Raw genomic sequence first — 22,150 nt, 5'->3', positions numbered from 1 at the left:
TATCATGGTAGTTATATTAATAGGTATTATTATTATTTTAGCTGGGATAACTGCATATTTAGCTTATCGCTATGCAGCAATTAGAAGTGTGAATAAAGAACTAGTAAATGGCATGAAGGAATTAGCTACAGGTCATATGCCTAATAAAGTAGAAGAAAAAAGTGCGGAGCATGCTGTATACAATCAGTTAATCGACCATTTTAGTCGCGTAAGAGAAAACTTTCTGTCCTTTTCTACTAACGTACATCAAATAGGTGGTAGCCTTTCTGAAAATGGTGAAAACGCAGCTGAAAAAGCGGATATCGTGCGAGCGGCTATTGATGAGGTAGGCAGAGGTTTGGAAAAACAATTGGTTGCAATTGAAGAAAGCACGGTATCGATGGAGGATATGGCGCATGCAATTGATGATTTATCACAAAGATCAAATCAAATTTCAGAGCAATCCACAAGCACGCTCGATTTAACAAAGGAAGGCAATGAAAAGCTACAAAATTCCTTAGCGAAAATGGAGCAATTTGGTCAAACGATTGAAGTAACATTAGAGGCAATGAATAAACTTGGTGAAAAATCAAATGAAATTGGCTCAATTGTTAAGGTGATTACAGGTATTACAGAGCAAATCAATTTATTAGCCTTAAACGCAGCAATTGAAGCAGCACGTGCAGGTGAGCATGGTAAAGGCTTTGCGGTTGTGGCAGATGAAGTCCGCAATTTGGCAGAGCAATCTCGCCTGTCTTCAGCCGAGGTAGCAGATATCGTGAAAAACATACAAGAAGAAACAGAAGTTTTAGTAAAATCGATGCGCCAAGGAACGGAAGAGTTCGGCGAAGCGAATGAGACAATTATTGGCGCTAGCAGCATGTTTGGACAAATTTTGTCAACGACAGAAGTCATTGCTGAAAATAATTTGAACTCTTCAGCAAGCACAGAGGAGCTATCTTCTAGCTCACAGCAAATTATGTCAACACTCAACCAGATTGCTTTTATTTCCCGTGAATCTGTCGAAATGTTTGAGGAATTAGTGGAAATAAGTGATGATGAATTAATGACGATGCAAAAATTAGTGGACGAAGCACAAAGTCTTGTTACTATTAAAGAAGATGTAGAAAGAATGCTATCGAAATACGCATAATCAAAAAGAGCCATTTTCGTCAACTAGACGAGAATGGCTTTTTGTCATGATTCAGTAGAAAATGCCCACCTCTATAGGTGCTGCGATGAATAGTGAGTGATTAACATCCTGTTGCCCTAAGGATGTTAGGGATTTTGCATTCATTAAAATAGTGTTATATTTGAACTTTTTCGTATATCTTAGCCTATTAAAACCCAAGCTGTACAAGCCAACGATTTAACTGCTGCTCTCGTTTAAATAAATCGCTATTTATAGGATCGTATTTTCCTAGAGTTGTCTCAGCAATGATTTCACCATCAAGCATAAATAACACACGCTCGGTTTTGGCAGCCACTTTCGCATCATGAGTTGCGAGTAAAATCGTTGTTCCTTCTTGATTAATTGTTGTTAATACGTCCATTACCTCAGAGGTAGCAGCTGTATTTAAAGCCCCTGTCGGTTCATCTCCAAATAAAATTGCTGGATTGTTGATTAATGCGCGACAAATGGCAACTCTTTGTAATTGACCACCAGATGCTTGAGTAATATCATTTTTAGCTAATTGTGCGATACCTAGCTTTGCCATTAGCTGTGTAGCCTGTGTATTAATTTTTTGACGGCTATGTTTTTTAGCTAAATAAGCAGATAGAACGATATTGTCAAATAAATTTAAATTTTTCAGTAGATGATGCTGCTGAAAAATAAAGCCCATTGCTTCAAGTCGCAATTTAGCTAATTGTGGCTCAGCCATCGTGCTAATATTGTGCTGTAGAAAGGTAATCTGACCTGATGTTGCTTGATCCATGCCGCTGACTGTGTAAAGTAAAGTAGATTTACCACAGCCTGAAGGTCCCATAATAGAAACGAGTTCTCCTTTTTGAATGGTCAGCTGAATATTTTTCAATACTTGCTGCTCTGTATCACCAATAACATATGTTTTTTGTAACTGCTGTACTTCTAAAATTGTCATCATTCATTCCCTCCTAAAATTGTTATCGCAGAATGTCGCTGAAGCTTTGCGGTTGCTAATAAAACAGTCCATGTAACGGCGCAAATAAATAGTAATGGATAGAAGAAATAAGCCTGCAATGGATAGGTAATCAACGTAATATGTGATGCGCCAATAAGCATCGCAAGCTTGTTAATTAAATATTGTCCAACAGTGTTAGATAAAATTGTTCCTATTATAATTGAAATAATTAAAAGCGTTATCGCACGTGTCATATATTGTGCACGAATCGCTTGCTTTGAAAAGCCTAAGCTTTGTAAAATGGCGATTTGTCTCGCATCCTTCGCAAGCAGCAGATTGATAAACATCGCTGTAATACATATCGCAATAGATAATGATATGATGATAGCAAGCACTGTGATTTGCTTGAGCTGTGTAATGTTTGCACCAAGTGTTTGGCTAATATAATGTGTCATATCAGTCACTTTTGCTGTTTTAAATAGAGCACGATATGCCTCTATTTTTTCCTCAGTCGCAACGCCATCTGTAACATTGATGTTAATGACATACCAAAGAATAGGTGTAGCTGCGTTGAGCGGTAGCTGTGCCTTAGCTGTTTTTCCACCATTGGTAATATCCTGATAAATACCTGAAACCGTTACTTGCTTTGGCACTCTATCAACGATAATTGTGAATGAATCGCCTACATCCACAGCAAGTTCACGTGCCTGTAAAACTGAAAGGGCAATTGAATCCTTTTGCGTTGGTGCAGCCCCTTCCACATAACGTAAAGGAAATGCTGTAAAATCACCAATCTCCACTTGTATGCTGTCAAATTGTTTATCTGCTGTTTCCACCATAAACTTTGCCGTTGTAAAGGTCGCGTGTTTTTCCACCTCTACATCCTGTGCAAGGGTAGCTTGAATAGATTCAAATTGTCTGCGAGTAGCGTCATTGTAGGGCAGGTCGATGCGTATATCGCTTTTACTCGCGCCCATATACGTAATAAAGTCTGGTGACTTCACTGTTTGCAATAAATTTAGTGGCACGAGCATCATAAAGCAGGCAATCATAAAAACTGCAGCAATTAAGCGATACATTGGAAAGCGTACAACAATATCTTTTATACCAAGCAATAGATTAATAGACGGAAGCTTGCTGTTAGTAATGGCAATTGTTTTCTCTGTTGCGGCTCCCTGGCGAAAAGCTTCCACAACAGAAATACGTTCACATTTTTTTAAAACGAAATAGCAATATAGTATGGCGATTAAACAAATGAATGCAACACTGCTAAATGACAAGAAATAGTGGAGTATAGTCATATGGAATTGCCCTAAATAGCGTGCCATATTCGCCGTGAAGTGCTGTATGATAAACAATGACAGTAGGTAACCACTAATGCCAGCCAGCACAGTAATCACAATATATTTTCCTAAATAAAGCAGGCGAATTTGCTTATTCGCAATGCCGATACCCTTCATAACAGCAATTTCACGTATATCCTCCTCCAATGTTGTCATAACGGTTAAACGAATGCAGAGCATAGCGACAATCATTAACAGGATGCTTAGAAAGAGCACAATTACCACATTCAAACCATCCGTTAGCATATTTAGCATTTTAAAAAGCGGGTACGTAACGGTTGGTCCTTGCTGTGGTAAATTAGATGCCTGATATAGTTGCTCTAGCTGCTGTATTTGTGCCTGCTCCGTCACTAAAAATTCAATTAAATACTCATCCTGTGTGATGGATTGGGCTAAAGTATGCCAATCCTCCTGATGAATAACAAAGCGCTTGGAGCTAACGATGGATGGATTCATTTGTACATCACGCGTAAAGCTCGAAATAGTAAATTCCTTTTCAATTTGCTCATTGGCAAACCATATTTTATCGCCGAGCTGTAAATGATACTTTTCCATGTAATAAATCGGTACAGCAATTTCTCCTTGTGCAACTTGCAGTGGTTGGTTTGCTTCATCCAATAGAAAATCAAATAACTGGTTTTGAGTAACGAAGCTACTATCCATTACACTGCTATTCATTGCCTCACTTTGTGTGCGATTTTCAATAAAAAGCTGTGTTTGTTCAATTGTCAGCATATCAACGGTTTGCTGTGCTTCAATAAAGGGGTGCTCCATAACAAATGCCTCAATTTGCTGCTGATTGATGGGACCTGCATGCATTTGTACAAAGTGTGGTGCCTTTGCCTGCTGAAAAAATTGCTCTATAGATGTAAATAAATGAACTACCATCGTTGTAGCACTTGCCATTAAAAAAGAAGAGAGCGATATAAAGGCGATTAAAGTTAATGTTAATATGTGATTTCGTACAATATCTCGTTGTGCCATGCGAAAAATCATAGCGTTTCCTCTCTTTCTGTATGCGACCACATTTTTTTAGCTAGAAGGGCTAATAGTAATACAGCACAGCTCATTAGTAATATGGACCAATACATAGTTTGCTGTGTCACCTCAAAGATAATGCCATATAAAATTTGACCGAGGGGAGCAGTGCATTGGGCACTCGCTGTAATAATAGCCATCACTTTACCGAGATGCGCATTAGGTGTTTGTTTTTGCACAGCCGTTATCACGAAAATAGAAAGTATGGTAATTAGCATCGCAATTGCGATGCTACAGCCTATAAAAATTAAAATGGATAAAATAAAGCTGTGCTGTAAGACGGAAGGTGTTACGGTCAAAGCAATCGGCATTGTCAATAATGCAATAACAAAAAGCCATCGATAAAGGCGATTCATACGTAAATGCTTGGCAAATAAACCGATAGACAATGCGCCGATAATTGTAGCAAAATCAATAACTCCCATTGCTACACCATAGAGCATATCGCTTGCCTGCATGGCTATTCGTAAAATAATCGGAACAGCAACGATAAAGAAGGGCGTTAATAACAAATTTAAGCTTGCTGCAAGTACAATGCACTTTACAATAAAGGTATGCTGCCCAACGTATAGAAAGCCTAGCTGCAAGTCTTTTAAAATGGAGGGTGGCTGAGCCTGCTTGACAAAAGGAATGCTAATAAACATTTCCAATAGGGCAGAGCAAAAAAATAAAATAGCACTAACGATAACAAGCGTTTTGAATGGGAGCATTGCATAGAGTACGCCACCTAAAACAGGGGCAGCTACTTGCGACAATGCCTGTATAGCTTGAACGATGCCGTTTGCCTGCTCTAGCTTATTGTCCGCTACAAGAAGTGGAATACTAGCGATTACAGCAGGCGAATACATAGCACTAATCAATGCTAATAAAGTCATAACAATGCCAATCGCAACAATGGATAGCTGCTGCATTAATAAGGATAAAAATAAACAACAAATAATAATGCCGCTGATTATATCAAATACAACCATTAAATTACGGCGATTAAAGCGGTCGGCTAGTGCTCCACCGATGGGTGACAAAAGAAGTGGCACGCTAGATAATGCAAGCAGTCCTGCAAATATATCGGCTCGACCTGTTATATCTAATACATAAAGCGATAAAGCAAAGCGCAATAAAGCAGCTCCTAAAATGGAAATAATCTGCCCCAAAACGACAAGTACAAAATCCTTTGAAAAAGCAGGCTCACGAATAGATAGCATAAAATCCTCCTTATTTTTAGACCGACTGTCGGTCCATTCTGTTGGAAATAGAAAGCGAATCTTTATTCGACTCGCTTTACTTTAATAAGATATCTAGCATCTTTTGGAAGCTTCCCTCTTTAGCTCCTAAAGCACGCTCGATTAGCTGCACAAAGGCTGTTGCCCTTTGTAGCATTTCCTCTGGCTGCCATTGAAAGAAGCCATCATCAAAAATAACTTGTGCAGAAACAAGCAAAAACTCAACGGTTTCCTGCGGGTAGTTTGTATGGAAAATGTTTTCTTCGATGCCTTGCTCAATCACCTCTGTTAAAATGGGCGACAAATGAACAATAGCCTGCACTAAGCTTTTTTGATGCATCTCTGCATTATCTGGCTGGTGAAAGTGCTCAATCAATTGCTCCTTATGAGGATCTTGTTGAGGTGCTTGTGCCAGTAAAATCGCAAATATTTTCTCCATTGCTGATAGGGTAGAGTCTGAGGCAATATGCTGCGCCTTTGCTACGTCTGCTTGAATGATGCGTTCAATAATCGCATCAAGCACCTCTTCTTTTGATTTGAAATAATGATAGAAAGTGCCTTTTGCAATGCCGATTGCCTGTAAAATGTCATTGATTGTTGTTTTTGTATAGCCTTTTGTGGCAAAAAGCGTTTGTGCCGTATTTAATATTTCAGTGCGTCGTTCTTCATGCTCTTTTACGATTCTCATAACAGATGCCTCCTGATATGACCGACTGTCGGTCTATTTTTATTATATGCATAGCTTATTGAAAAATGCAAATAAAATTTTTATTGAGCAGAAAGCAAATAATATATTGCTGCCTTGTCATAGAAGGTTGTCTGGAAATAACTTTTTATTTTTTTCGATATGCTAAGTAGTGCAAAAAGCTTTTTGCTGCAATGGATAAGGATTGTTGATTTCTCATGGCAAGGCCGATATTGCGAAAGGCAGGGACTTCTAGCTCCTTCGCAATAAGGTTATATGGAATGCGCTGCAAAATAAGCTCAGGCAGTATGCTAATTCCTAAACCGTTTTCAATCATCGACATAATGGCATAGTCATCCCATGTCGTAAAATGAATAATAGGTGAGATTTGGTGCTGCTCAAAAATTTCGGAGATTTCTGCCTTTGCGCCTTTTTCTAATAGCATAAATGGATTTTTGCATAGTTCACTAATAGGGAACCGCTCACAATGAGCAAAGGCATGGTCTTCTGGTAGGACTACTAATAAGCGATCTTGCTCTAAAAAAATCGTTTCTAGCTCTGTAGCAGTTGGTAGTCGTAAAAAGCCAAAATCTACTCGCCCTTCAGTAATCCAGCCTTCAATTTCTGTATAATCGCCTAACAGCAATTCAAAATCAATATGTGGATAATCTTTTTTAAATATTTTGATGATATTTGGTAGCCAATGTGTTGCGACACTTGAAAAGGTGCCAATGCGAATAGTGCCAGACTGCATCCCCTGTAATTCTTTAATTTGTGTGAGTAAAATTTCATGCTCATTACAAATATTTTTCTTCCATCGGTCATTTACCTGTTCAATCGGTCTCCATCCTCGGTTATTTAGAGCCACTCTCCGCATTAATTTTTTCAGTGATGATTTTAGCAGAACGATTAAGCCCTCTACAAATCATTGGGGCTGTGCTAATTTTAGGTGGAGCGGCATATGGAGAGCTATTTCGACCAAGGCGACTGGAGCATTAACGCTCCAGTCGAGTGCTGTACTTTTTCAATAACGGGATAATAATAAATGACAAAAATAGCATGCGTGCTAGCTGGAAAACGGTGACAATGTCAGCATCTGCATGAATCGCTGTTGCAATCAAGGCCATTTGATCCATGCCACCAGGCGCAGTGCTTAAAAAGCTAGACGCAAAGGTATAATCTAGCATTGCCATGACGAGTCTGGCACATAAAAAGCTCACAAACATCAGCAACACGACATTCATTAAGCCGAATAGTAGTATGCGTTTAGGTAAGCGTAAGGCGCCCGGTGTTAATAGTAAGCCAATATGAGCACCAACAGCAATTTGTGCGAGGTGTAATACATCTAAAGAAATAACGGGAATGTCGAACTGCATCACATTTAGTACTATACCTAAAAGGACTGGACCTAAAAAGAAAGGTGTCGGTATATGCAGCTTGCCAACAACGATAGCGAAAAGAAAGCTCACGCCAATTAAAATGGCAATAGCCCATAATGGAGAGGCGGTTATATCAATATTTTGTTGTACAACATGCCCTGAAACTAAAAAGGGAACTACACTCACGACAGCTAACACACGGATTAAATGAAAATAAGTGACAGCGGCAAGATCAACCCCTTTTTCCTCTGAGGCGAAGACGATAATTTGTCCAAGTGCACCAGGAACGCTTGCTAATACAGCTGTATGTAGCGACATTGATGTATATTTAGCTGTAATAAATGCGAGCAACAAACAAAGCAGCACGAAAACAATATTAATTGCTAGCATATACCAAAACATCGTGCCCATCGTTTGTAAAATACTTAAGGAAAAATTTTCACCTATTGTAATGCCAATAATGACGAGCCCAATATTGCGCAACTGTGCTGGCCATTTCAACTGTGTACGAATAAAAAATTGAGCAAGCAATACAGAAAAAAGTGGACCAATCATCCATGGGATTGGTAATGATAGCAGTGAAAAAAGCCAGCCACCTAAAAAGGCAATAATCGCTACATAGATGATTGGCAGTGCATGGTTCCTCATAAAAAACCTTCTTTCTATCTTTCCAATATATCTATCGTAACAAAAAAATGTTGTTTTGTTGATATTTCTGTCTTAATATTCAGATTGCGTTTCTGTATAATAAAATGAAACTTTAATCTAATGGGGGAATTCCAATGGTGATATTACATAATGAGGTTGTGCGTTTAGAGCCGATTGAGCGAGCGCATATAAAGGGTATTTATGAGGCGGCGCATGATGAGCGAATTTGGGCACATACAACAATGAATTTGATGACGAAGGAGGCGGTGGAAAATTATGTGGATGCTACAATCGAAAAACGTCTAGCAGGTACGGCATTTACTTTTACTATCATAGATGAAGCAACAAAAAAAGTAATTGGTACAACGACTCTTTTTGATATTGACAATACACATAAGCGATTAGAAATCGGCTTTACATGGCTAACACCAGCATGCTGGGGTACGGCAATTAATACGAATTGCAAATATCTGCTGTTAGCCTATTGCTTTGAACAGCTTGCGATGAATCGCATACAGCTCAAAACAGATAATGAAAATTTACGCTCCCAGCAAGCAATCGAACGCATCGGTGCCAAAAAAGAGGGCATTTTGCGCAATCATATGGTGCGTAAAAACGGCACGCTACGCCACTCGCATTTATACAGCATTACGATAGAGGAATGGCCACAAGTGAAGGACAACTTCCAACAAAAATTATTAAAATGAGCGAATAGAGGGATTGAAAAAATGGTTCGTTATAAAATGTGGACATTATGTATGATACAGCGCGGGGACGAGGTGCTATTGCTAGATCGGCAGCACGATCATTTTAAAGGCTTTATTCCACCAGGTGGCAAGGTGGAATTTCCTGAAAGCATCGCTGCTAGTGCCATTCGAGAAGTGAGGGAAGAAACTGGCTTGCTAATACATACACTCATTTATAAAGGCTTGTATGAGTATGTGAATCCCACAAAAAATGATAGATATATGATTTTCAATTATTTAGCAACAGATTTTAGCGGTACATTAATTGAAGATTCACCAGAAGGAAAGGCGATGTGGGTGAAAATCGCCGATGTAGATAAGCTACCAATGCAAGCCTCTATTCGCAGGAGATTTCCACTGTTTTTCGAGGAAGGGACATTTGAAATTCAAGTGGAATGGAACGAGCAAGAAAATTGCGAAGGTACTTTTCATATTCGACATACATAATAACGAAAAAACACGAGTGTAATTGAATTTCACTCGTGTCTTTGGATGGATAAGATAGATTTATAATAGAAGACTTTTGAAAAATATCCTACTTGCATAAAAATTAGATACTCGCTTTTTTCTCTCTAAATAATACTTTCCAAAGTGCAGCATTGCTCACAATTAACACGATTAAATAAACGTACATCCATAAGTCATCTACTTTCAGGAGAATAGAATGAACAAAGACAAATGGGATGAGCGGTAGCAATAGCGCAAGGGCTTTCCAACCTTGTGCTTCGTTCGTTTGTGCAGCTGGCTCCGAAAACGGAAGTGCTAGCCTTGAGGCAATATAGCAAATAGCACTATATAGACAGCTTACGGCAAATACGATAAGTAAATCAGGCAAGACGCGCACGCCGTAAATCAAGCAAAAAATGATGCTAATCATTAAATAAAGTGGCGTATATAATTGCACAAGAAAGGCTTTCAATGCAGCTTTCTTATATATTGTAAAGTTTGTAATAGGTACAGCTTTGAACAGCCAAGCACCTTTATAGTTTGTTGAATATTGTAGCATCAACAAAGCGGTTGGAATAATGAGCATTGAAAAATAAATCGTTAAATAGCTACTGCTTGTCGCAAAATTTGCTGTTTCGTCACGCATTGTATTAAAAATAAAAATAAATGGAATCACAATTGAAAAGCCGAGAGAAGGGTAAACCTTCAGTTTAAAATCGCGCTCCTTTTTCATCATTAAAGTAGCGAAGCGGTAAAAGGCTCGTTCCTCATGTGTTCGGCAAAGCAGGCTGAGCAGGAAAGCTTTGAAACGATTTGTTGTCGTTTTTTTCGACTTACTTGTTGCTAACAGCTTTTGCAAATTGCGTTCAAACGTCGGAATAAGCTGAATATATAACCATAAGGCGGCAAACGGTATGATAATTGCCAGTACGCTCATCGTCACAGTGAAAAAGTTTACTGTCCCATTGAGCAGCAATTCATATGGTGCTGCAAACCACATTGGGACAAGGAAAAAATGCCACCAAGCGGGCTCTATTGTCATGCTTAAATCGACAAACTCAAAGGAGCGTATGACAACTTGATAGCCAATCATCATCGCAAGCGTTAAGCCAATTTGTACATAATTAATCATATCCTTTAATTTCTCGCCATCAAAAAAACGTAAAACGGCTATATATAACATCGCTGTGAATACGACAATTAAAATATTGCTCAGTACAAGCTCTGCCAATGTGATGAGGAAAAACAGCACACCTTGTTTAAATAGGGCAACGATGAGTGGAATCGTCATAAGAGCAATCGTTAAATAACTTAAATAGATAGTAATATGAATGATTTTCGCTGCATTAATTGTGCGTGAGGAAATTGGCTTTGTACCAAGAATATGACGGTCACGCAAATCAAGCAAAACAGAAGAAAAATCCGAAATCATCGATGTCATAATAACAAAAAGAATGATGGCATAGCTAATACTCAGTTGAAATAAAAATTGCGTTCCAAAAGCAAGAAATGGAATAAGCATTAGTCCGATCAATGTGTAAATCCACAATGATTTAATATAGCCATATTTAGCATCTGGCTTTTTCTTGGAGGATTGATTAAACAAAGTTGGTACTTTGCGCTCATCCATTGTCAGTTTAATCTGCAAAATTTGACGCATGACCGCATAATCAATACCGATTTTATGAAATAGAAAGCGCATTTTATCGAGCAATCTTAAAATTTTAAAGTCTGTCATTGTGTACCTCCGCCAACAACGGCTACGAATTGCTCACCGATTTCTTGATGGCGGTCAAAGCCTGTTAATTGGTTGAAAATGCGCTCCAATGTACCCTCTGTATTTGTCGCCTGCAGTTCTTCAAATGTGCCATCTGCTGCTACTTTGCCATCATGCAATAAAATGATGCGGCTACTAATTTTTTCGACAACGTCCATAATGTGTGACGAGTAGAAAATCGTTTTCCCTTGCGCAGCTAACTGCGTTAAAATTTCCTTGAAAATCATCACACTATTAGCGTCTAGGCCATTAATCGGCTCATCTAAAAATAAAATATCTGGATTATGTAAAACGCTCGAAATAATTAACAGCTTTTGGCGCATCCCCTTTGAGTAGGAGGAAATACGTGAATGATAAGCTTCACCAACACCGAATAATTGCATTAAAGCTTCCGATTTATGTGCAGCGTCCTCTAAAGACAAGCCATAAAGCTGCCCAACAAATGTTAAATACTCATAGCCTGTTAAATTATCATAAACATCAGCGATTTCAGGCACATAGCCAATTTTCCGCTTGTAGTCAATCGGGTTATTTTTAATATTTTCCCCAAATAAGTGAATGTCACCATCATAATTTTCCTCAATGCCTAAAATCAGCTTGACTGTTGTACTTTTACCAGCTCCATTCGGTCCGATATAGCCAATAATTTCTCCTTGATATACACGTAAGTCAACACCTTTTAGCACTTCTTTATTGCCATAGCTTTTCGTTAAATTGTTCATTGTTAACACTTCTTGTCGTTCCATTTTTGTCACTCCTTTCCTAGTATTATATACGGAAAAATATCTTAAAAGTTTCATTAATGAGAAAATAGGGTAAAAACTAAAACTAACATCCATATTATGGTCAATTGATAGATAGTTTAATAAATTTTACAATAGCTAATTTGAAGAATTTTTAAAATAAGTGAGGTTTGTAACGTTTTTTAAAAAAATAAGTCTAATTTTATAACAAGATACAGAAACAGCATTAATACAGCGTATGGAGGGTTATTATGAAAAAAATTTCATTTGTGATTTTATTTCTAACTTTTTTATTTAGTTCATTACTTCTTGCTAGCTGTGGTGGTGCAAAACAAACAGAAACAAGTTTTCAGTTTGCAGGAGAGATTCAAAAAATTATTGTAGTTGGCAAAGGAGGAAATCGTACGTTAGGCACACATATAGTTGATGCGAAGAATGAAATTAATATTATTAAAGAAGCCATGCAAAATGCTAGTATATCTTCTAAAAACCATACAGCTGAAGGTGCTTTATTTGAGATTGAAGTGATGGTAGCAACAGATAATAGTACATCGGAAATTTTTGATAATAAACTAATCGCTGTTAGTTCTACTAGTCCTGCATTTAGTCAAATAGTGTGTCGTGCAGGGATTTCCACAGCTAAACAATGTGGTAGAGTGATTCAGAAAGGAGAAATTAGGAATAATTGGGATGATAACACAGTTAAAAAGGTTTCTGTAGTGGTTCCAGATAATCCAGGTGGATACGATGCTGGAGGTGATAGTGGAGGACCTGTTTACCGTCCAAATACGACAGGGAATACTTTAACTGGTGTCCATGTAGGCTCCAATTCTTCTTACGGTTTTTTTACAGATATAATGGATGGATTAAATCATTATAACGCATCGCTTTATACAAGCAATTCAGTTATAAAAATTGCTAATTAATCTGATATATTCTAATGAAATTTCCTTGATAGTAGTAAAAGAATAGACATATGACTAGAATGAATATATAAGGATACAATTTTATTAAAAACACCTAACAAATGCGATAATAGCGCTTGTTAGGTGTTTTTAATGTATTTTCTAAATATTTGAAATCAACCTATAATGGCTGAACCATCAACCTTGTCAGTGCCCAAACTTATTTCCATATAACTTAATTTTAACCATGTTCATTCATATAAATCGTTAACGAATGGAATTGCAACATACAGTGTACTGATAAGAAATTTATCAAGAAAGCATGATTCTAGGGTGAGAAAATCCCTAATAAGATAGGATGCCTAGCTTGTTAGAGATAGTTGTTTTGAAATTATTACTGATTATTGCAATGCTCGCAGCTATGGCTGTAGCACTCGCTTTGCTCTTCCATCTTTTTGCCACACTGTACACAAGTTTTCTCAGGTAAGTTTTTGAAAAATTCGACTACGTTTTCTAACATTTTCATTTCCTCCTCAATAGTAACTGTTATATGTTTTTTATTTTATATTTGAATTGTATTATAACAGTTCGGAAACGTCAACAGAATAATTAGAAAATTCAGCTATTTATTTTGTCGATTTTGTGACAAAGAAAAAACCCGTCATTTGACGAGCTTGTACCAATCCTTTGTTAATAAGCTGTAAGTAACGATATCCTCATAATGGTCATAGAGCCATTGACCTTCTCTTTTAATGCCTTCATTTATAAAGCCTAATCTTTCAGGAATGGCTTTACTTTTATGATTGTTGATAGCACATTGAATTTCTACTCGATTGATTTTTAGCGTTTCAAAAAGATAGCGGAGAAGAATTGAAATTTCCGTATCTACTGTAAATGAAAACAAGCCGTTTCCCCCTCGATTGTTTTCAAAGTTATACCATAAATTGCTAGGGAGTTACGAAGAAGTTTCTAAACGCTCTCCTATTTGCTGTAAATACAATGTATATTTAACGAGCACAATTGGAATTGCTGTGAAAATGCATGTGATGAGAAGGATAGGTATTGTGAAGTAGGCTGCGTCATAAAGTCGTGTGTAGCCAAAGCTAATTGCTACGAAGAATAGTAGAAAAATAATCGTTGGAACACGTGGCAGTAGGAAGCTTAATAATCCTCCAGTTATCATTAAAACCATCACTAAAATAAAAAATGCCCAGTGGTTAATTAAAAAAAGCAATAACATAAATGACAATCCTCCTTTACCTATTAATTAGTATATTCACAGTAAGGACAGGCCATACGTAGAAAAAAACCACTTGTTTTGTCATTTCATTGTCTTATTTAGTAGAAAGATGGTGTGGTCCTCGATGAGCGAAAACTTCAATTTGATGAGCGAATTTGGGCGGTGGTTGAGCGAAAATGTAACTTCGTTGAGCGAATCGGGACTTTAGAATCACAAAAAAAGATTTGGAAAAGTGGCTTAAATCACTTTTCCAAATCTTTAAAGAAATGCACATTCATATAACGTTGAACGCCACGTGCTAAATCAATGGCTTGCTGCTTTTTCTCCTCATAATGTGGTGATTGTTCATTGAACGCAATGATTGCTTCTACAACAGCCTGTTGCCATGCTGGTTTGAGAGGGATTTGTCTTGCTTGCTGATGGTCGCCTTGCAATGCGTAAAGTGTTGCAATGCAGTATTGCCCTATAGGCTTGTTGGCAATTGTCTGAATTTCCTGCATTGCTAGTACGTAATTCTTTGACAAAAGAGCGCGATGCATTTTATATGTCGCTTGCATGACAGGTGATTTGTACTTTTTTAAAATAGCGTCGATTGCTTCAAGCTGTGATTCAGTGGAACCGTTACCAACTTCAAATGCATAGCGATAAACAGGCTGCTTTTGATTTTTTTCTAAAAATTTGTGGATTCTATTCAGGTTTTTTGAGAATTGTATTGTATACAAAATATAGCCGAGGCTCATAAATGCTAGTATGAAAAGCACTATAATCATGAGGTGAGTGGATAAACCGAATATACCACTAACGATGCCTATTATAATAGCAGCTGTGAACATAAAAATCATATAAGACATAAGATGGCTCCTTTCAGTCATCCTATTTTAGCAAAGAAATCCAAACTTTAGCAACAAGAAAAATAAAAGCGTTTTCAAATTTTAAAATTTGCAACAAGCTGTGCTACGATAGGGAAATTATGCTATGATAAGACGTGATATTATCTTGAATAAATGTATTCAACTAAGATAAAGCCGCTATATATTGAATAACGAAGGAGTTTTTTATCATGAAGCGACATGATGCACGTCAAAAAGCTGTGCAAGTGCTATTTCAACTAGATAGTACCGACTTACCACTTGAAGAGGCGATGGAGCACGTTTTAGAGGACCAGTCATCAGATGCTTTCTTTGAGCAATTAGTGCGAGGAACAATTGAGCAAAAAGAGCAAATTGATGCGACGCTGAGCGACAAACTAGAAAATTGGACATTAAGCCGTCTACCAAAAATTGAACGGACTGTATTACGTCTAGCTGTTTATGAATTGTTATTTACACCAGATACGCCGAATCGTGTTGTATTAAACGAAGCGATTGAGCTTTGTAAAGTATTTGGTGATGAAAAATCAAGCAAATTTGTCAATGGTGTGCTTTCAAAATTTACAGAACAATAATTGAGGCGTCATGAGCGTCAATCAGACAATTAATAGAGTGAATTGGGAGGAATTGTAGTATGTCAAGTGCAATTATTAATGGAAAAGAAATCGGTCAAGAAATTCGAGGCTCTGTAGCGAAACAAGTGGAGGAGCTAAAGGCTAAGGGCGTTACACCTGGTTTAGCCGTTGTATTAGTAGGAAATAATCCTGCCTCGAAAACATATGTGACGAATAAGCAAAAATCGTGTGAAGCAATCGGCATGTATTCAGAGTTAATCACTTTGCCAGAAACGATTTCAGAACAACAGCTACTTGAGCATATTCGTGAGTTAAACGAGCGTAACGATATTCATGGTATTCTTGTGCAGCTACCATTGCCAAAGCATATTAATGAAGATTCAGTTATCGCGACAATTTCTCCAGACAAAGATGTGGATGGTTTTGCGCCAATTAGCGTAGGAAAAATGATGCTTGGGCAAGAAACTTATTTACCATGCACACCTTATGGAGTTATGAAATTATTGGAGCATAGCGGTATTGAAGTCGCTGGGAAGCATGCGGTGATCGTTGGACGTAGTCATATTGTTGGCAAGCCAATGGGACAGCTATTGTTACAAAAAGATGCGACGGTTACATATACGCACTCTAAAACACCTGACTTACCGTCATTTACAAAGCAAGCAGATATTTTAATTGCAGCTGTTGGTCGTGCAAATTTCATTACAGCTGAACATGTAAAAGAAGGTGCTGTTGTCATTGATGTTGGCATTAATCGTGATGAGGACAATCATTTATGTGGAGATGTTGACTTTGCAGCAGTAGATGGTATTGCTTCACATATTACACCAGTGCCAGGGGGCGTTGGTCCAATGACGATTACGATGCTACTAGCAAATACGGTACAAGCAGCAGCGAAAACAGTTCAGCCGTAAAAGCAAAAGGAGCCGTCTCAAAATGACTTTTCAGACGGCTCCTTTTTAGTATGTTTCAAGTTAAACTGAACAAGGTAAAGAAAGGGGAGATAGCGCTTTGAGCAACTCTTCTTATTTAACTGTCAAAGCATTGACAAAATATATTAAAAGAAAATTTGATGCTGACCCTCATTTACGTGAAGTGTATGTAAAAGGAGAGCTCTCTAACGTAAAAATGCATAGCTCTGGCCACATTTATTTTACATTAAAAGATGATGCTGCCCGCATTCAGGCAACGATGTTTCGCACGGCAGCAGCAAAGCTCGCATTTAAGCCAGAGGAAGGCATGATGGTTTATATTCGTGGGGATGTCAACATTTACGAAACGGCAGGTATTTATCAGCTGTATGTACAAACGATGGAGCCAGACGGTATTGGGGGCTTATTTATCGCCTTTCAACAGCTGAAGGAAACTTTACAAAGGGAAGGCTTATTCAATCCGAATTTTAAGCAAGCAATCCCGCCCTTTCCGAAAGCAATTGGCGTGTTGACAGCGACGACAGGTGCAGCAATTCGTGATATTTGCACAACGATTCAACGTCGCTATCCACAGGCGGAAATATGCATCTATCCAACGCTTGTGCAAGGAGCAGGTGCAGCTGCAAATATTGCCAAAAACATTCAATTAGCCAATCGACATGCACAATGTGATGTGTTAATCGTAGGACGTGGCGGTGGCTCAATTGAGGATTTATGGGCTTTTAATGAAGAAATTGTAGCACGTGCAATTTTCGAAAGTCGCATTCCAATTATTAGTGCAGTTGGGCATGAGACCGATACGACAATTGCCGATTTTGTTGCTGATTTGCGCGCACCGACACCAACAGCAGCAGCGGAGCTTGCTGTGCCAAACCAGCATGAGCTAAAGGAGCGCATTACGACGAATGTGGCAAGGTTACAGCAAATTGTAACAGCGCAACTTCGCTTTGAAAGGAATCGTCTACAAAAGTATCAACAAGCTTATCCGTTAGCAACGCCCGAAAAATTGTATCGTCCTTTTATTGAGCGCTTGGCACACACTGATATGAAATTGCAGCAAGCAATGCAAGTATATATGCTGAAAAAACGCAATGAGGCTGAAAAAACATTTGCTAAAATGCAGTTTTTCTCTCCTCAAAAATCAATCCAAATGGAGCAGCAAAAATTAGCACAATTGCATAATGAGCTAAATCGTGCTGTACAGTATCGTTTAAACGAGGGAAAATCACAGTTGCATTCAACAATACGCACACTTGCTGCTTTAAATCCGTTGGCGATGATGGAAAAAGGCTTTAATTTAACATATCGGGAAGACCAAGTTATCAAAGAGGCTGCACAGTTAGCGCTCGATGATGCAATTGAAATTCATTACCAAGATGGGATTGTTCGTGCGAAGGTGATGGACATTGAGCTACAGAAGGGGGAATGATGGATGGAAAATTTAACATTTGCACAGGCGATGACCGAATTAGAAGACATTGTCCGCAAGCTAGAGCAAGGCGAGGTGCCTTTAGAGGAAGCGATTGATTTATATAAAAAAGGAATGGAATATTCCAAGTTTTGCAATGATAAATTGCAGCATGCGGAGCAGCAATTAATTTCAATCGTTGATGAAAATGGGAATAAGCAGCCGTTTCAAGCGGGGAATGGAGAGAAGTAAAGCATGCAATTAACAACATTTATCGAAGCGCATACACCAGCTATTGAAAAGGAAATGGTGCATTTAGTTGAAAACATCGTAGCACCTACTACATTAAAGGATTCGATGCTATATTCATTAAATGCTGGCGGCAAAAGAATTCGTCCATTATTTGTTGCGGCTGTTTGTGATTATTTTCAAGTCGACATGGCACCTGCATATACAGTTGGGGCTTGCGTTGAAATGATTCACACGTATTCATTAATCCATGACGATTTACCATGTATGGATGATGATGCTTTGCGTCGAGGAAAGCCAACGAATCATGTCGTTTATGGCGAAGCGTTAGCAACGCTAGCAGGAGATGCGCTGAACACGTTGAGCTTTGGCATTTTAGCACGCATGCCGATTGCAGCTGATACAAAAATTGAATTAATTAATTTATTAAGCATTGCAGCAGGAGCAGAAGGCATGGTTGGTGGTCAGGTCTTGGATATGGACGGCGAAAAGCGCCAATTAAATTTACAGGAGCTTGAGCAGGTGCATATCAATAAAACGGGTGCATTGCTGCGTTATAGCATTGAATCAGGCGCTATTTTAGCGCATGCGACAGCTGAAGAAAGAGTGGCACTAGTGGACTATGCACATCATATTGGCTTAGCATTCCAAATTCAAGATGATATTTTAGATATTGAAGGAACGTCTGAGCAGCTAGGGAAAACGGCGGGAAAAGATATTGCAAGCGAGAAAAGCACGTATCCTGCATTGTTAACGTTAGATGGGGCAAAGGAAAAATTAAATGAGCATTTCGAATTAGCAATTGCTGCATTACAGCGCTTATCGAAAGATACGACACTACTCCACGAATTTGCAAACTATATTGTCAAACGCAATAAATAAATGGTACGATGTTTTGCGGGCTTTGAAGAAAGCAAATTGTCTGTCATTGTAGAAAAACAGCGTTTTTTATGACATGGGCAAAGGACACTGTTATAATAGAGAAATCACAATACGGTGAATATTTAAATGTAAAGGTGTGTGGATGAGGTGGATTTAACTAAAATAACTAATCCATCCTTTTTGAAAAATTTGAATCAGCAGCAGCTGGAAGCATTAGCTTCTGACATTCGCTCATTTCTAATAGAAAAGTGCTCTGTCACAGGAGGACATATTGGGCCGAATTTAGGTGTTGTAGAGCTAACAATTGCGTTGCATAAAACGTTTAATAGCCCAAAGGATAAATTTTTATGGGATGTAGGACATCAAGCATACGTTCATAAAATTTTAACAGGACGTGCTGGAGAGTTTGATACATTACGTCAATTTAAAGGTTTATGCGGTTTCCCAAAGCGTGTTGAAAGTGAGCATGATGAATGGGAAACGGGGCACAGCTCAACATCTTTATCAGCTGCGATGGGAATGGCTGCTGCTCGAGATATTAAAAAGGATAAAAATTATGTCATTCCAATTATCGGTGATGGTGCATTAACAGGTGGTATGGCATTAGAGGCATTAAATCATATCGGTCATGAAAAAACGAATATGATTGTCATTTTAAATGATAATGAAATGTCCATTGCACCAAATGTTGGTGCATTGCACAATGTGTTAGGTCGCCTGCGTACAGCAAAGGAATATTCAAAAGCGAAGGAAGAGCTTGAATCGTTAATGAATAAAATTCCTGTTGTCGGTGGGAAACTTGCACAAACGGCGGAAAAAGTGAAAGATAGCTTAAAATATTTAGTCGTATCTGGTGTCTTTTTCGAGGAGCTAGGCTTTAAATATTTAGGACCAATTGACGGTCATGATTTTGAAGCGCTTGAAAAAACATTAGACTATGCGAAAAAAGTAAAAGGTCCTGTGCTTGTACATGTCATTACAAAAAAGGGCAAGGGCTATAAGCCTGCCGAAGATGATACAGTTGGTACTTGGCATGGAACGGGCCCATATAAAATGGAGACAGGTGCTTTTGTGAAATCTGCTACAGCAGGTCCGGCATGGAGTAGCTTAATTGCACAATCTGTTCATAAATGTATGGAAACAGATGAGCGCATTGTGGCGATTACGCCTGCTATGCCTGTCGGTTCGAAGCTAGAAAGCATTCAACGTGATTTCCCTGAACGCTTCTTTGATGTCGGCATTGCAGAGCAACATGCAGCGACGATGGCAGCAGGGTTAGCAACACAGGAAATGAAGCCATTTTTAGCGATTTACTCAACATTTTTACAGCGTGCATATGACCAAGTGTTACATGATATTGCAAGGCCAAACTTAAATGTCTTTATCGGCATTGACCGTGCAGGCTTAGTTGGTGCAGATGGTGAAACACACCAAGGCGTATTCGATATTGCCTTTTTACGTCATATCCCGAATATGGTGTTAATGATGCCAAAGGATGAGAATGAAGGGCAACATATGGTGAAAACAGCGCTTGAATATAATGATGGACCAATCGCGCTACGTTATCCACGTGGCAACGGTATTGGTGTGCCGCTTGATGAAGAAATGGTAGCGATTCCAATCGGTACGTGGGAAGTGTTACGTGAAGGAACAGATGCAGCCATTTTAACATTTGGTACAACGATTCCAATGGCGTTTGAAGCGGCAGAGGCATTAGCGCAGCAAGGTATAAGCGTGAAAATTGTTAACGCACGCTTTATCAAACCGTTAGATACAGCGATGCTACATGAGTTCATGCAAGAAAATATGCCGATTTTAACGATTGAAGAGGCTGTATTACAAGGTGGCTTTGGCAGTGCTGTGTTAGAGTTTGCTGCGAATCATCGTTACAGTACACTAATTGATCGTATCGGAATTCCAGATGAATTTATTGAGCATGGCAATGTAGACGAATTATTAGCGGAAATCGGTGTAACAGCTGAAGAGGCAATACAGCGTATCGAAAAGCTTATCCAATTAAAGCAGCAGGAAAGTTTGAAAACTGTATGACAAAACAACCGAAAGAACGTGTAGATATTTTATTAGTGGAGCGTGGGTTTTGTGAAACGCGTGAAAAGGCGAAGCGCTCCATTATGGCTGGACTCGTTTATACAAACGAGGAGCGCATCGATAAGGCAGGCGAAAAAATTGCTGTTGATGCACCGCTGCAAGTGAAGGGATCGCAATTAAAATATGTCAGTCGTGGCGGGCTAAAGCTTGAAAAAGCACTTGAAGTATTTGAGCTATCGGTCGAAGGCAAATTAATGCTAGATATTGGTTCCTCAACGGGTGGTTTTACAGACTGTGCATTACAAAATGGAGCGCGTCATTGCTATGCATTAGACGTAGGCTCCAATCAGTTAGCTTGGAAAATCCGTTCAGATGAGCGCGTAACGGTCATGGAAAAAACAAATTTCCGTTATACAAAGCCTGAAGATTTAGTAGAAGGCTTGCCTGATTTTGCAACAATTGATGTATCCTTTATTTCCTTATCTTTAATATTACCTGTATTAAAAACGATTTTGCTACCTGGTGGCGATGTGATGGCTTTAGTAAAGCCGCAGTTTGAGGCTGGTAAAGAAAACGTTGGTAAAAAGGGTATCGTGCGTGATGCGAAAATTCATTTAGAGGTGTTGCAACAAACGGCACAAATGGCGACGAATGTTGGCTTTGTAGTAAAGAATGCCTCCTATTCACCAATTACCGGTGGAGAAGGGAATATTGAATTTTTATTCCATCTTGTTAATCCGCAAGATGGGCAAACAATTGAGGCTTTCACTGATTTTGAGCAAATTGTCACACAAGCTCACTATGAATTAAAGGCCACATAATGATGGAAATAGGTAGAGGCATCAATATGCAGTAGCATTTTGAGTTGTCTATGCCTATTTTTCTTGTACTTTTTTGGATGAAGTGGTAGTGTTATTAATACAAATACATAATT

The 22,150-nt window shown here is 38.5% G+C and carries 24 protein-coding genes; 12 read left to right on the top strand and 12 right to left on the bottom strand.

Annotated features, from left to right (window positions below; all coding sequences use genetic code 11):
• The first annotated feature begins 4 nt into the window (after positions 1–4).
• On the top strand, positions 5–1,132 hold the full coding sequence (locus tag M3Z76_RS02345) for a methyl-accepting chemotaxis protein (RefSeq protein ID WP_293920568.1): 1,128 nt from the start codon (positions 5–7) through the stop codon (positions 1,130–1,132).
• A 187-nt stretch (positions 1,133–1,319) separates the two neighbouring features.
• On the opposite strand, the gene M3Z76_RS02340 is transcribed toward M3Z76_RS02345, so the two are convergent.
• The 5 genes from M3Z76_RS02340 to M3Z76_RS02320 all read right to left on the bottom strand — a co-directional run bounded on the left by M3Z76_RS02340 (position 1,320) and on the right by M3Z76_RS02320 (position 7,235).
• Positions 1,320–2,084: an ABC transporter ATP-binding protein gene (locus M3Z76_RS02340; RefSeq protein ID WP_293920567.1), complete on the bottom strand. Its 765-nt coding sequence runs from the start codon at positions 2,082–2,084 to the stop codon at positions 1,320–1,322.
• Positions 2,081–4,420, bottom strand: a complete 2,340-nt coding sequence (locus M3Z76_RS02335) for an ABC transporter permease (RefSeq protein ID WP_293920566.1) — start codon at positions 4,418–4,420, stop codon at positions 2,081–2,083. The genes M3Z76_RS02340 and M3Z76_RS02335 overlap by 4 nt, the downstream gene beginning before the upstream one ends.
• Complete coding sequence (locus tag M3Z76_RS02330; RefSeq protein WP_293920564.1) at positions 4,417–5,664, bottom strand: MFS transporter; 1,248 nt, start codon at positions 5,662–5,664, stop codon at positions 4,417–4,419. The genes M3Z76_RS02335 and M3Z76_RS02330 overlap by 4 nt, the downstream gene beginning before the upstream one ends.
• 76 nt (positions 5,665–5,740) lie before the next feature.
• Positions 5,741–6,370, bottom strand: coding sequence for a TetR/AcrR family transcriptional regulator (locus M3Z76_RS02325; RefSeq protein ID WP_293920563.1), 630 nt, complete (start codon positions 6,368–6,370; stop codon positions 5,741–5,743).
• A gap of 145 nt (positions 6,371–6,515) precedes the next feature.
• Positions 6,516–7,235: a LysR family transcriptional regulator substrate-binding protein gene (locus M3Z76_RS02320; RefSeq protein ID WP_293920562.1), complete on the bottom strand. Its 720-nt coding sequence runs from the start codon at positions 7,233–7,235 to the stop codon at positions 6,516–6,518.
• On the opposite strand from M3Z76_RS02320, the gene M3Z76_RS02315 reads away from it, so the two are divergent.
• Positions 7,184–7,366, top strand: a complete 183-nt coding sequence (locus tag M3Z76_RS02315) for an EamA family transporter (protein WP_363319826.1) — start codon at positions 7,184–7,186, stop codon at positions 7,364–7,366. The two genes, M3Z76_RS02320 and M3Z76_RS02315, sit on opposite strands and share 52 nt — an antisense overlap.
• Here M3Z76_RS02315 and M3Z76_RS02310 read toward each other — a convergent pair.
• On the bottom strand, positions 7,363–8,394 hold the full coding sequence (locus M3Z76_RS02310) for an AbrB family transcriptional regulator (RefSeq protein ID WP_293920561.1): 1,032 nt from the start codon (positions 8,392–8,394) through the stop codon (positions 7,363–7,365). The two genes, M3Z76_RS02315 and M3Z76_RS02310, sit on opposite strands and share 4 nt — an antisense overlap.
• A gap of 134 nt (positions 8,395–8,528) precedes the next feature.
• On the opposite strand from M3Z76_RS02310, the gene M3Z76_RS02305 reads away from it, so the two are divergent.
• Positions 8,529–9,101 (top strand): GNAT family N-acetyltransferase, encoded by a 573-nt coding sequence (locus M3Z76_RS02305; RefSeq protein ID WP_293920560.1) that lies wholly within the window; start codon positions 8,529–8,531, stop codon positions 9,099–9,101.
• A 12-nt stretch (positions 9,102–9,113) separates the two neighbouring features.
• On the top strand, positions 9,114–9,587 hold the full coding sequence (locus tag M3Z76_RS02300; RefSeq protein WP_483310136.1) for an NUDIX domain-containing protein: 474 nt from the start codon (positions 9,114–9,116) through the stop codon (positions 9,585–9,587).
• 103 nt (positions 9,588–9,690) lie between these two features.
• On the opposite strand, the gene M3Z76_RS02295 is transcribed toward M3Z76_RS02300, so the two are convergent.
• Positions 9,691–11,325: a hypothetical protein gene (locus M3Z76_RS02295; RefSeq protein ID WP_293920558.1), complete on the bottom strand. Its 1,635-nt coding sequence runs from the start codon at positions 11,323–11,325 to the stop codon at positions 9,691–9,693.
• On the bottom strand, positions 11,322–12,110 hold the full coding sequence (locus M3Z76_RS02290; protein ID WP_293920556.1) for an ABC transporter ATP-binding protein: 789 nt from the start codon (positions 12,108–12,110) through the stop codon (positions 11,322–11,324). Before M3Z76_RS02290 ends, M3Z76_RS02295 begins: the two co-directional genes overlap by 4 nt.
• A 248-nt stretch (positions 12,111–12,358) precedes the next feature.
• On the opposite strand from M3Z76_RS02290, the gene M3Z76_RS02285 reads away from it, so the two are divergent.
• A complete protein-coding gene (locus M3Z76_RS02285; protein ID WP_293920554.1) occupies positions 12,359–13,033 on the top strand; it encodes a chymotrypsin family serine protease in 675 nt (224 codons plus the stop codon).
• A gap of 373 nt (positions 13,034–13,406) precedes the next feature.
• Here M3Z76_RS02285 and yhfH read toward each other — a convergent pair whose 3' ends face one another.
• The 4 genes from yhfH to M3Z76_RS02265 all read right to left on the bottom strand — a co-directional run bounded on the left by yhfH (position 13,407) and on the right by M3Z76_RS02265 (position 15,103).
• Entirely contained in the window at positions 13,407–13,532 is a 126-nt protein-coding gene (gene yhfH / locus M3Z76_RS02280; protein WP_293920552.1) for a protein YhfH, read from the bottom strand.
• A gap of 141 nt (positions 13,533–13,673) precedes the next feature.
• The gene (locus tag M3Z76_RS02275) at positions 13,674–13,916 is read right to left on the bottom strand and encodes a GNAT family N-acetyltransferase (protein ID WP_293920551.1); all 243 of its coding nucleotides are present in this window, start codon (positions 13,914–13,916) and stop codon (positions 13,674–13,676) included.
• Between the two features lie 51 nt (positions 13,917–13,967).
• Positions 13,968–14,252 carry a hypothetical protein gene (locus M3Z76_RS02270; RefSeq protein WP_293920549.1) on the bottom strand — a complete coding sequence of 95 codons (285 nt, stop codon included), beginning with the start codon at positions 14,250–14,252 and terminating at the stop codon, positions 13,968–13,970.
• A 242-nt stretch (positions 14,253–14,494) separates the two neighbouring features.
• On the bottom strand, positions 14,495–15,103 hold the full coding sequence (locus tag M3Z76_RS02265; RefSeq protein WP_293920547.1) for an EMC6 family protein: 609 nt from the start codon (positions 15,101–15,103) through the stop codon (positions 14,495–14,497).
• Between the two features lie 209 nt (positions 15,104–15,312).
• Here M3Z76_RS02265 and nusB point away from each other — a divergent pair, with 209 nt between their 5' ends.
• The 7 genes from nusB to M3Z76_RS02230 all read left to right on the top strand — a co-directional run bounded on the left by nusB (position 15,313) and on the right by M3Z76_RS02230 (position 22,037).
• Positions 15,313–15,696 carry a transcription antitermination factor NusB gene (nusB, locus tag M3Z76_RS02260; protein WP_293920545.1) on the top strand — a complete coding sequence of 128 codons (384 nt, stop codon included), beginning with the start codon at positions 15,313–15,315 and terminating at the stop codon, positions 15,694–15,696.
• Positions 15,697–15,755: 59 nt separating this feature from the next.
• Complete coding sequence (gene folD / locus M3Z76_RS02255; RefSeq protein WP_293920543.1) at positions 15,756–16,610, top strand: bifunctional methylenetetrahydrofolate dehydrogenase/methenyltetrahydrofolate cyclohydrolase FolD; 855 nt, start codon at positions 15,756–15,758, stop codon at positions 16,608–16,610.
• A gap of 97 nt (positions 16,611–16,707) precedes the next feature.
• Positions 16,708–18,057 (top strand): exodeoxyribonuclease VII large subunit, encoded by a 1,350-nt coding sequence (xseA, locus tag M3Z76_RS02250; RefSeq protein WP_293920542.1) that lies wholly within the window; start codon positions 16,708–16,710, stop codon positions 18,055–18,057.
• 3 nt (positions 18,058–18,060) lie between these two features.
• Positions 18,061–18,288, top strand: coding sequence for an exodeoxyribonuclease VII small subunit (xseB, locus tag M3Z76_RS02245; RefSeq protein WP_293920541.1), 228 nt, complete (start codon positions 18,061–18,063; stop codon positions 18,286–18,288).
• A 3-nt stretch (positions 18,289–18,291) separates the two neighbouring features.
• Positions 18,292–19,167, top strand: a complete 876-nt coding sequence (locus M3Z76_RS02240) for a polyprenyl synthetase family protein (protein ID WP_293920540.1) — start codon at positions 18,292–18,294, stop codon at positions 19,165–19,167.
• Positions 19,168–19,314: 147 nt separating this feature from the next.
• Positions 19,315–21,216 (top strand): 1-deoxy-D-xylulose-5-phosphate synthase, encoded by a 1,902-nt coding sequence (dxs, locus tag M3Z76_RS02235; RefSeq protein WP_293920539.1) that lies wholly within the window; start codon positions 19,315–19,317, stop codon positions 21,214–21,216.
• On the top strand, positions 21,213–22,037 hold the full coding sequence (locus M3Z76_RS02230; RefSeq protein ID WP_293920538.1) for a TlyA family RNA methyltransferase: 825 nt from the start codon (positions 21,213–21,215) through the stop codon (positions 22,035–22,037). Before dxs ends, M3Z76_RS02230 begins: the two co-directional genes overlap by 4 nt.
• Positions 22,038–22,150 lie beyond the last annotated feature (113 nt).

It is taken from the genome of Metasolibacillus sp., from assembly GCF_025291715.1.
GTDB classification, from domain to species: Bacteria; Bacillota; Bacilli; order Bacillales_A; family Planococcaceae; genus Metasolibacillus; species Metasolibacillus louembei.
The sequence above is the reverse complement of the archived record's forward strand: the minus strand, read 5'-3'. Positions and strand labels throughout refer to the sequence as shown.